Source organism: Pseudomonas sp. GW822-FHT02D10 (assembly GCF_058802345.1).
In genome coordinates this window covers 63,040-74,024 of record NZ_JBXAOB010000021.1, presented here as the reverse complement: position 1 = coordinate 74,024, position 10,985 = coordinate 63,040, and the positions used below count along the sequence as shown (strand labels likewise).

General features: G+C 58.4%; 6 protein-coding genes and 1 pseudogene. 1 reads left to right on the top strand and 6 read right to left on the bottom strand.

Annotated elements, in window-relative coordinates:
• Positions 1-118: 118 nt before the first annotated feature.
• The 6 genes from AC1RPZ_RS24995 to AC1RPZ_RS24970 form a co-directional block, all read right to left on the bottom strand.
• Positions 119-346, bottom strand: a complete 228-nt coding sequence (locus AC1RPZ_RS24995) for a type II toxin-antitoxin system Phd/YefM family antitoxin (protein WP_493140257.1) — start codon at positions 344-346, stop codon at positions 119-121.
• A gap of 186 nt (positions 347-532) precedes the next feature.
• Positions 533-2,458 (bottom strand): DrmB family protein, encoded by a 1,926-nt coding sequence (gene drmB, locus AC1RPZ_RS24990; RefSeq protein WP_493140256.1) that lies wholly within the window; start codon positions 2,456-2,458, stop codon positions 533-535.
• Positions 2,448-6,134: a helicase-related protein gene (locus tag AC1RPZ_RS24985; RefSeq protein ID WP_493140254.1), complete on the bottom strand. Its 3,687-nt coding sequence runs from the start codon at positions 6,132-6,134 to the stop codon at positions 2,448-2,450. The genes drmB and AC1RPZ_RS24985 overlap by 11 nt, the downstream gene beginning before the upstream one ends.
• The gene (locus AC1RPZ_RS24980; protein ID WP_493140252.1) at positions 6,127-7,848 is read right to left on the bottom strand and encodes a nuclease-related domain-containing DEAD/DEAH box helicase; all 1,722 of its coding nucleotides are present in this window, start codon (positions 7,846-7,848) and stop codon (positions 6,127-6,129) included. The genes AC1RPZ_RS24985 and AC1RPZ_RS24980 overlap by 8 nt, the downstream gene beginning before the upstream one ends.
• A complete protein-coding gene (locus AC1RPZ_RS24975) occupies positions 7,848-9,449 on the bottom strand; it encodes a hypothetical protein (protein ID WP_493140250.1) in 1,602 nt (533 codons plus the stop codon). The genes AC1RPZ_RS24980 and AC1RPZ_RS24975 overlap by 1 nt, the downstream gene beginning before the upstream one ends.
• Positions 9,450-10,229, bottom strand: coding sequence for a hypothetical protein (locus AC1RPZ_RS24970; protein WP_493140248.1), 780 nt, complete (start codon positions 10,227-10,229; stop codon positions 9,450-9,452).
• Positions 10,230-10,754: 525 nt separating this feature from the next.
• On the opposite strand from AC1RPZ_RS24970, the pseudogene AC1RPZ_RS24965 reads away from it, so the two are divergent.
• Positions 10,755-10,982, top strand: a pseudogene (locus AC1RPZ_RS24965) (transposase domain-containing protein); the annotation flags it as partial.
• Positions 10,983-10,985: the final 3 nt, after the last annotated feature.

The following is a 10,985-nucleotide window of genomic DNA, read 5'->3' as shown; positions in this document are numbered from 1 at the left end:
AGGCCGACCTGGTGAAATAAAGGCCTGCCTAACGGCAGGCCGTTACCGGCCCGCACACAAAAAATCTGACAGTCCCGCAAAACCAAACACCTCCCGCAATCGCTAGAATCGCGAAAAACTATTCGATGAAATCTTGAAGAGCCCGATCAAAATCCGCTGACATGCGAATCTGCCCTTTAAGCCGCCCTGGCTTACGCCGACGCATAACACCAACATGCGGCAGCAAATCCAGATAAGGCTTACCGTCCTTCGTTATTACAACCCTGTCACCGGCCCAAACTCGTTTGGTGAGCAGTGAAAGTCGGGATCTTGCTTCATCCATTGTGAACAGTACCGGTTCGCTCATAACTGGCTTCTCCCATGGCGAGCTAAATCACAACCCAATCTTCGAATGCAAGACGGGCTACATCTCGTCAGTCGAACAAGGCAAGGACAGAGGCCTCCATGACCACACAGCAAACGGGCGATACGTCTACATCTAGCCTTTGCACCTTTGTGAGAAGACCATCTGGTTCGCGTGTAAAAACCCTTGTCAGATGGCGAATCCTTGAATCAGATCAGACAGGAATCCAGCTTGCGGTGCCTGCGGCGTCCCCACGATCATCGCGCGGTCCAACCCACAGTTAATCGTCTCGCATGCCGTCTCCGGAAGCAGCACGCAGGCATGGCAAGCGGACTTGTTCACACGCCTCGAACCATTTCCTCCCAGATTTTCTGAACACACAGGATCCGCGGAACACCAAGACGCACGCGAGACAGCCCGGCGCACCATTGGCTCAAACAACTTAGGACGACCGAGGCGGACCAGCCCACCTAGGCTACCCTCCGAGTCACCTGCAGCCGTATAAATGAGGAAAGCAGCCATAGGCGCCCCATCGTCATTTGACACAAAGATGCGCTCTTTCAATGAAGCGGAGGAGTAACCGCACTCGAAAACCAACTGATTGATGAGAATATGGGCAAGCGTATGGACTAGAAGGTAACGCGCTGCCCATTGCCACGTGCAACCGCTACTCAGAGGGGGCAGTAGCCACGTCTCGTTGGCCATGCGATCCACAAATCCTTTATCGAGCCGCCCTTGCAGCCAAGAGGCGTTCATGTCGAGCCAGCTGTTGATTGCCTCCTCACGCAGCTCGACAAATAACCCTTCGCCGTAATTTTTGATGGCGGGCAGCCACTGGTACTCGGGCTCTGGCGGATTCAGAAAAAGCTGGCCCATTGCGGATGAAGGCATGCCTTCGAGCGGATCCTTCGACCGCACCAGACGTTCGAATCCATAAAACACACGCGTTTCGCGCAATCGCTCCACTAGGTTGACCGTCCCCAGCCACGACGTGAAGGCTGCTGGAACCAGGCTAGGTATAACACGCAATTCACTGCTCTTGCCCGGACCAACCTCGCTCCGGAGGACGTTGTACTCGGCCCGCCGGAACATCAGACTTTCCGATTCATGGGAGACAGGCTGAAGGGTGCCGGTGGTCGCTGTGATCCCCTGACTGAGGGATTCGAAGGCCTTCAGGATCGCATCGTCTTCGGGAAGCACTGTGTAATGGGGTTTCAGGATCTCCCGAAGCATTTCCAGGGCTTTGGGACGCCGTTCCATGTTGAGGAAGATCTTTACGGTGGTCAGATCCAGGTCCTGCTGCCTCAGTATCTCCTGTATGTCGACAATTTCCCGCTGACTAGCGAGATCAGGCAGATAGATCGAGGAAATGGTCTTGCCGAAGTAGATGTTTGACTGGTTGATCAGCACGGCCACCGGGTGTTCGGTGCACGTTTCCGCCGCCCTCCCAAGCCATGGACGATCACCACCACAGGTAATGCCTGCATCCCTAAGGCCGGAAGCCGTGATCGTGTAAGTGGCAGGATCGCGCTCCATGAACATTGCACCAATCAGCGTCTTCGATTTCATGCAGGTCTTGCAGGAGACTTTCACGGACCGCAGATCTGGGCCGCCCGAGTCATTCAGAACCAGACCTTCATCGCCAGGACAGACACATCCAAACCACTGCTTCCAAGGAAAGTCCGTTATATGACCATGGGCACAGACACTGATGAAGCGGACTGGCCGCCATCGGCCTTGGCCCTTTTCCAGAGGTGCCAGCTTCTCCGTATTTAGACTGAACCTGCGCAACTTTCCACTGGTGCTGTTGACATACCAGGTTGGAAACCGATGCGTCTGAACTTGCAGATACGAAAGCTCGGGGTTCTGGTCGTCAGAACAATACTGCGGCGGCTGGCGAAATTGTGGGACGTTGAGCAGCGCGGAAAGCCTTGGCTCATCGACCACATGCTTGCGCAAGGCCGTTTCACCCACCTGCCACTGCCCCCGCTCATCCGTCTTCCGGTACCAGAAGTCCAGTCCGCAGATGATGTTCGGAACACCGCTCTTGTCGGTGTAGATGCTCCCCGGGCCAAAGGGCGCAATCAGTTGCCCTAGGCGAATCTCACTGGCCATGTTCGGTCTGCTCCTCCGCGAAATAATCGTTACTGATCGCCGCGCGGGCATTGCCGTCGACGTTGCGCATGCTGCTAAGGATCCTCTCTCCCTTCAGTTTCTGTCCGGGTGTAGCGTATTCGCTCGACCACAGCATCAGATACTCGCCGTCCGTCCTCTGCGGGTAAGCCCACCATTGCTGCGGATTGCCCTGCCACTTCTTGCGGAGTCTGTCGAAAACCTTTTGCATGGCATTGCAGACACGGCGCGCCTCATCGGGCTGCTGCTCCATAATGGCCATGCAGCGCTCAATGAGCAGATCAAGCGCATCTTGTAGGTAGCCGTCATAGCTACCGAAGGCCTCGCCGGGCGAATCGGCTTCATGACACTGCCTGGCCCAGACCAACAGGACCCCGGCGAGAGCACGCTCCACCGCCTCGACCGAATAAGGGGTTGCCGATGTCGGTTCGACGCGCTCGTACAACCGGCGGTGGTAGCTGTGAAACTGCTCGAAGTGCGAGCGATCACGGCTCTTGGCCGGATTGAACATGCTCAGAATCAAACCTGGCCGCTCGGTCCAGCGCCGCCCGACACGGCCCGTCACCTGAATGTACTGCGCGGTCGACTTGGGCTGGCCGACGACGGCCATCAGCGCTAGCCGGTCGATGTCGATCCCTACCTCGATGATGTTGGAAGCCAGGCAGGCGTCGATGGAACCCTTCTCGCTCCAGTCCAGTGCCAGTCTGTCCATCAACTGCACCAGTTCCGCCTGACCACGACGGCTGGTCAGTTCCTCGACCGTATTGAGATAGCGTTGCTCGCTTCCCTTGAGGCCATAGCGGAACGAGTAATCCTTCAGGCGCGACGCGATGTCCGAGTCGAACAGTGTCCGGGCGCCGCCGAGTTCACGAAGGCTGTTATAGAACGCCAGCAAGGTCCACCACGCATCCTTGTCGCCATCATCGAACATCCAGGCCCGGAACAGTGCCGCCGAGAACGTCCGGACCTGCGTAGTCAGGAAAGACCGGTAACCGCTGGCATGAATGCCGAGGTACAGGCGCCCCTCGGCAAACCGATCGCCCTCCTTCGCGTAACGGCCGAAAAACGAATCGCCCATCTGCAGTCCGGGGCTGGGAAACAGCTGCAGCCCTTCGCGTGCATAAACGGCCCGTACTTGCTCCGTCGCACCACGGATGGTGGCCGTTGAAGCAATGATCTTGGGTCGGATCATGCCCGTACGGTCCTTCGCGCTGCAAAATCTTTCGATCACGCCTTCATACAGTCCGTAGATCGTGCCCAGCGGACCCGAGATCAGGTGGAATTCATCCTGGATGATCAAGCCCGGCGGCTGGCTAATACGCGTGACTGTCCCGGCGGCCCCATGATGGAAACCGAACAGCGCGCCGGCTTCCGGCTTCCATGCCATCATTGCGAACTTGTCCGCCGTACCGATGAACATGGACGGCGGCGTGTCGTAGATGGACTGGTCGACCACTTCGACGGGAAGACTGTCGTGCTCGCCACCGTACGAGCAGAGGGTGTCGGAGCACTTGAGATAAGGGCGCTTGTTGGACTCGGCCAGTCCGGCAAGGTTGTTCTCGTTGCGCCTTGCGTAGCGGGTGGGCCGGTCAGACGCCAAGCGCCCAATCTCGCTGCGGCACCAGGGGCATTCGGTGAGCACCAACGGATTCCCCTCCACCTCACCCCGGCTGTACTTCCTGATCTCAGCGCGGGCGCCATCCCAGGTGTTCGGCGAGCCATCGCCTCCAATCCACAAGCCCAGCGAGAAACACCTTTCCCCGAGCTTGGGCCGCGCGCTTTCCGCACGCAGGCGCACACGGATCTGCTCCATGGCGCAGATCAGACTGGCCGCCCGTTGGAACTGCTGCGTGGTCAGCATGCGCAGGGTATAGCGCATGAAAACGTTGGTGCCATCGCGGCGCAGCGCATCGTCGGGGCGTGTAATCAGGCGCTGGTGAAACATGTAGAAGGCCGCAACCGCGAGATAGGCCTCTGTCTTGCCACCTCCTGTGGGGAACCAGATCAGATCGACGATTTCGCGGTCGCCGGAATGCCCGTCGACAAGTCCAGCGATGCTCATCAGCAGGAAGGCCGCCTGGAATGCGCGCCAGCGTCCTACATCGGGCCTTTCCGTGCCGGCGGCCCAGACATCCCAAGCGGTGCGCGGTTTACCGAGCGGCAGTTCCTCGGCCGCGACGTAACCGTCAAGACGGCTGAGGGGGCGGCGCTCGATCTGCTTGGATGCGATCTGCTGCAGCAGCATGCCCTGATTTGCCAACCGGAACGCTTCCAGCGCAGTCTCATCCTTCTGCAGGATGGCAATCCCACGCTGGATACGCGTCAAACACTGCTGGCAGTCATCAAGATGGCGCTCGGCCACATCCTGATAATGTGCATCCAGCCCTGCGCGCTCCTGTTCCCTTGCCGTAATCCACGCCGCGTACTCGTCTGCTAGATGGGTGAGTGTCTGCCAGCCCACCCCGCCCTCAGCGAAGGAAGGCAGCCCGGCGAGTTCGCGCATCGACAGGGTGATCAGTTGGCCATCGAGCCCCCTGATGTCGGGCGTCATGCTAGGGAGCTCCACGGCCGGCATCACATCTGCGAAAACCACTTCCGGCGTGTCGCCATCCATCCCCTCCCAGCCTGCCGCACAGCCATGTCCAATCGCCCAGGTGGCCGCATCGCGGTAGAGCAGTGCGAGGGTCTGCTCGTCGTCATCAAACTGCTCGAACGGCCTGACGCCTTCAGGGTAGCGACTGAACTTCGCCCCGGCCTGCACACGCACTTCGAAATGCGCCTGATAGAGCACACTGCGGATGCGCTCCTCCTGCGTTTTCAGGGTGCCGGCATCCCGCAGATTGCGCAGCACACAGGTGATGAGCCACTTGCCATGCATCCGCCGGGGAAACAGCTGGATCTCCAGGGGCAATCCGCAGGGAAGATCCAGCTTTCTGGATTCGGTAACGCCGGGCTTCAGCTTGCCGAGCTCAAATCGCTCGCAAGTCTCTGCGGTGGTCACCGGCACTCGCCGCCACGCATCGAAAGACTGATCGCTTCCACCCTCCGGCCGTACGACTTTGACACAGCGTTCGTAACGGCCATTGACCGGGAAAGGTGTCGCATCGGGCAGTTGCCAGAAGAATTTTTTCTGCGCAGGCAGCGCCACCACAATTTCGCCCGACTCGTCTTCGATACAAAAACTGATGCCCATGACCGAGGGCTGATACATGTCGGCACTGGCGATTTCGAAATCGTCATCCAGCCCCACCGTCGCTGCATCGACGCTCTCGGCTCCCACATCACGTAACGCCGGTTCTTCTATCTCGGCGACAACCGCCTGTGCGGTTTCAACCGCCGCATCGCCAGCAAGCTCTTCTGCAGTTTGCGTAGCCGCCGGTTCGTCGCTTCTTGGCCCGGGCACATCATTGCGCGGGTGCAACAGTCCCGCGCCATAGCGCTGCAGTGGAGTTTCTCCGCGGTAGTACACGATCTCTTGCGGGACCTGGGTACCTTCAGGCATCCAGAACAGCGTCCCGTTGGCGTCGGCCGGCGCTTGGAAAGCGCGCTCCGCATCAAAGGCCACCGTGGTGCCAGGCTGGCCAGCATCCAAAGGGCGCGCAGGTCCCACCAGCTCACCGCGCAGAAATTCGATCTCGGCAGAACGCTCTCTATTCATTGTCTTTCCCCGCACAGGCCACCCATTCGACCAGCTGTGACTTGCCTGAAGCGTGACAGAGGATGTAAAGCCGCTCTATCGCACGGGTGATGCCCGTGTAGAAGCGATGGCGGTTGAACCCGCTGTCGAACGGCATCACGTCGGCAATGATAATGACCTTGTTCTCAAGACCCTTGTATGCAGAAACAGTGGACCACCGGATACCCTTGGCCTCGAACTGCGCGGCGGAAACAAATCGTCGTTGAGACTGTTCCCGCAGCAGAGGCAGCACCGATTTTTGTTCTGCACCGAAACTCAACACCGTGATCTCCTCATCGCGGAAACCACTGTCCAGAGCCAAGTCAATGCACTCGCTGATTCTACGGACCTGATCCTTCGCGTCTTCATACATGGTCAGATCCCACGTCTGCAGGCCGCCTCCCTGGCGCATATAGCCTGAATACGTGCTCCGGTCAGCCATCGACAGGGTCATTGCAACTTGTCCGATGGACTTGTAATTCCGGCAGTTTTCCATGAGCAGCCAGCGGACGGCTTGATGCCGCACTTCGACAAGATTCGCCTCGAGTTCGTCAGCTCCCGTCAGCACCTGATTTCGAAAGTCACCAAGCATCAGATAACTGCCACCGATCAGATCTCCGTCGATCAGTAGGCGGACGCAGTCCAGAAGGTCGGGCCGCGCGAGAATATCCTGCGCCTCATCAATCACCAGATAGTCAAATCGCGCATCATGTGCGCAAGCCGGATCAGTCAGACGTTCCTGAATCAGCAGCGGAAGCTGTGCCCAAAAATCGGCATCTGGATCATTCGGGGGTTCGATGCCGGTCAACGACATTAGTACGCTGAACGCGGAGCCGCCGATCAGATCGGGATGGCGATCGGCCGCTAGCTCACGAGCGGCCCAGCTGCCGATCAGCCGGTTGAAACACAGATAACCGACGCGAAGCCCTTGGGCGGCCTTGCGCCGAGCGACCTCAATGCCTATCAGTGATTTTCCTGTCCCAGCTCCCCCTTCCACCAGAACCCGAGGGTTGTAGTCCGTCAACCTGAGAACCGGCCGCTGCTGCTCGCGCAGAAGCTTCCCGAGCTCCGCCTCGCGATGGAGCATTTCGGAAGCCTTTTCGGGTCGGCGCTTGCGGATCGGAAAACAGAAATTGATGAACTCGTCACGATGAAATGCCGACAACAGCACTTTCAGCGGGGAGATCTGTGGATCGGCGCCAATGGCCAGCTGTGCCATGCGCTTGAGTGCGTCGCAGAATGCCTCGCCCGTGCCGCATCCGGCAAACCGGCCGCGATCCATCACTTCGAACGGCTGAATGGACACATTAGCCGGCACGGCGAAGTCTGCTCGCGGGAAAACGCAGCAATGAATGACAGGCACATGCGCAAACGCGGATAGCCGGTCCACCAAACGACGACGCAGCGCGAATCGCGCATCCTGCGCTTGGCGAAATGGCGACTTGGTGACGCTGTCCGGATACCAGCGGCTGCCGTCGAACCCGATTTCACGATGCGATTTTACCTCAACGCAGAGAATACCAACGTCGGGGATCAGAATGACAAAGTCGACCTCGGTGCGACGATAATTGTTGTACGGAGCAAGATCGAGTGAGTGAATCACTATCCAGTCGCGTCCCGAGCTTTCCAGCTTGCGGAACACGTCTATTTCACCTAGCGGAGCAGACTCATTGATGAACGCGGGGATCATGTGCATTAGAGTGCATCCCCTGATTCACAACGATACTGTTCCGCGACCAGCAGCTTCATTGGCTTACCAAACTCCTCCGGCGGTGCGGCAAAGCCGGGCGTAATGCTGATGACCGGATCAAACCCCACACTGCCAGCCAGTCCGCTCTCCGGAGTCAACAAGTGGAGGTAATCCCCATCGGGCGAAACCATGTCGCGCAGATGACCGAGTTCTTTGCGCAACTCCACAATGAGCTGCTCATTGACGATGGCGGATTCCATGACACCGTGCTCGACCGCTGTCGACCGTGAGGCCGCCACTTCGGCCCAGGCCAGACGCCAGCCCGGGACCACTTGTCCATTGTGGTTCCGTGGGGGGATGAGTTCCGGGTCGATCACACGGGTAAGCAGCGCCTGAAAATGATCACGGCTCTGAGGCGCATGAATCACGCTGCCATTCAGCGACATCCAGCTCTCTGCTGCGCGATGAAGATTGCGCAGTGAAATGCCAGCATCCTTCATTTTCTGGACACACAAGCCCGACCGTCGTTTGTACAGGTCGGCCAGTGCCTTTTTCCAGACGGCTGCTAGCGGAGCTTTGGCGGCGTCGACGCTGATCTCCCCAAAATTCGCATCGGCGTCGTGGATCAGCAGGTAATCGCCTTCCTCCACATCAATGATATGGCGGTAGGCGATTGCGTCGCAGTCATCACGACGTGGGGCGAACACCAGCTGGCTTGTTCCGGGCCGCAGCAGAACCCCGCAATCACCGGACAATTCCACCAGCACACAGCGATGCCAGCCTCGATCGGCGCCCTTGGTCTCGGCAAAGAAGACAATGTCGTCAGCTGGGTCCTCCGCCGGCGGGGATGCGTCTATCCTGGCGCTGCCGGTGACGATGTGCCTTACGGACCGCATGGTTGCTAGCCAGTTGTGTGTGGGAGCCACAGGATCGGCCGCGAATCCTTCCTCATCTGCCAGCCCTTTCCAGACAAACCTGACCAGCCTGCGGTAAGTCGGCGAAGTGATCAGTGCCTCCGGTGTTTTTGCCATGCCGTGTGTGCGCAGCGGCCCGAACCTGAACAACGCATCAACTGGCGAACAGCTGCGATATTCGGCAAGCGAGCAGATGAACGCATGGTCTTCGAGCTCGGTCAGCCCCTCGAGCAACTCGCGGAAAAGATCACGCTCATTGCGGTGGCACCAAATTTTGAGCCGGTCCTGACCAAACTCCACTGTCAGGTTGCAAAATACCCGCACGAACTCCTCATTCAGCACCGAGCCTTCTTCGCGGTAGCGGCTGATTAGGTCTTTCAGCGCCATAACTTCGCGCACAGCGTCCTCGCCCCACCTGTAGCGAGTGTGGAGCTCGTTGGCCAAACCGAAATTCAGGAGAAAATCGGTATTCGGTATCAATGGCGATGTCAGCCATTTCATCATCTCGATGCGCAGCGCCAGTGCGGGTTCATTCTCTCGCGGATCGCCTTCTGGCCGATAGATGGCGGCAAACAGCGCCCGCATATGACTACGAATCGCAGTAAACAGCTGCGACTCGCACACATGGAGCTCCTGAACCGGAGGATTGTCTGCCAGAAAACTCATGCGCTCGGTCGTCGAGACGTACGTCATTTAGGTTGCCTTCCGTTGCAGCACGCGCAGCAACATGCCTTCTGGCAGTACGCTAGGCAGACAGTTTTCGATGTACATATCGGCGTAGTAACGGATGATCCCGTTCAGCCAGTCTCTTAGCTGATCGGTGGCTTCGATAGCGGCATCGCGGTTGCAGACACCGATAATGTCGCTGGCGGGAAACAGTCTCTCCGCAGCGAGCAGCGCAGACAGGCCATCGGCAACAACTAGCCAGGCTTCGTGTCCGGAATTATCTGAAGCACGCTCATTCAGAAAGCCCAGACGCTGTATGTACTTCCTTTCCTTGGAATGCAGGGTCAGCAGCTCGCCCAGCGGCAGCCGGCAATTATCGGACGCGAAACCCGCGGCATAAAACTTTTGCATATAGGTTGTGTCGCGCGCAGCGCCCTGCCCGACCAGTACCAGACCGTCATAGGAGCGGCACAGGTTGTCTTCAAGGATCGGCCCGTTGCAGCCAGGCAGAGCACTATAAATCGACAGTTCCAGAGCTGATCCGCCGGGGCTTATCTGTGGCAGCGGAAGATTGTGTAGCTGCCAGCCGAGGGCACTTTCTCGCCTGATGTAACGGCGGCATGGTCCGTTCGGATTGGGAGTGAGTTTTCCACCACGCTTGATATGCCGCTGGTGCGTGCTGTCCTCAATCACTATTTCATAGGGCTTCTCATTGTCAGAAGCAAAACGCCAGCAGGTATTCTCAATGACATTGCGTACATCCCATGAGGGCAGCTCGGAGGAGTCGCCGCGCCTCAGTGCAGCCATGCGCTCGCGGCACCTTCGTAGCAGAAGGTCAAAGTGCGTATCGACATGGTTTGCCGTAGCACGCTCAAGATCGCTCCGCAGCGCGCCCAACGCGACGAGACCGGCCGCCTCCGATCCGCACGGCATTGACAAGAGCCCGATCCGACGAGCGTCATTGCAGCTCTGGCGCCACCTATAACCCAGACTGAGCGCCGCTTCTACCCACGCTGGGGCAGTTTCATGCAGCACATCCCCTTCGAAATACCGCATCTGCCGACCCTGATTTTCTCAAGCATCCTTTGACGAGCGAGGCGCTCAAACAGTGCCGCTCGCTACTAGCCCACACCCAGCAGCTCATTTACAGGCCGTTCTCAATTGAGGCTAATTGAGCCATCCGATGCCATTAAATCATTTCGAGGATCCGATGAGGCATAGCTGGCTGCGTGAAGGCCAAGGAGAGTGTAGTAAAGAACTGCTGCCAAGCTGGGCTTGTGAGTCACACGTTGCGAGAACCGGCGCTCCCTAAGGAAACGCTGAAAAAGACTTGCGATCAGGCCCTTCGTTATCGGGCGTAAGAACTGGCTGTTCAGCGACACGCCCAAAGGCGCGATGGCCAGCGCTCAACTTTACAGTTTGGTCGAGGCGGCTGAAGCCAACGGCCAATAGCCCTATACGTGACTGCGTTACGCACTTGAGCGCCTGCCACAAGCCTCGAGCGTAGAAGACTTCGAGGCCTTGCTGCCGTGGAATTGCACGCGGCAAACTCCAGGATAGCCA

Bases quoted from the DNA above. Each gene is read 5' to 3' on its own strand.
- AC1RPZ_RS24995 (WP_493140257.1), bottom strand. From the start codon at position 346: ATGAGCGAACCGGTACTGTTCACAATGGATGAAGCAAGATCCCGACTT.
- drmB (WP_493140256.1), bottom strand. From the start codon at position 2,458: ATGGCCAGTGAGATTCGCCTAGGGCAACTGATTGCGCCCTTTGGCCCG.
- AC1RPZ_RS24985 (WP_493140254.1), bottom strand. From the start codon at position 6,134: ATGAATAGAGAGCGTTCTGCCGAGATCGAATTTCTGCGCGGTGAGCTG.
- AC1RPZ_RS24980 (WP_493140252.1), bottom strand. From the start codon at position 7,848: ATGCACATGATCCCCGCGTTCATCAATGAGTCTGCTCCGCTAGGTGAA.
- AC1RPZ_RS24975 (WP_493140250.1), bottom strand. From the start codon at position 9,449: ATGACGTACGTCTCGACGACCGAGCGCATGAGTTTTCTGGCAGACAAT.
- AC1RPZ_RS24970 (WP_493140248.1), bottom strand. From the start codon at position 10,229: ATGGCTGCACTGAGGCGCGGCGACTCCTCCGAGCTGCCCTCATGGGAT.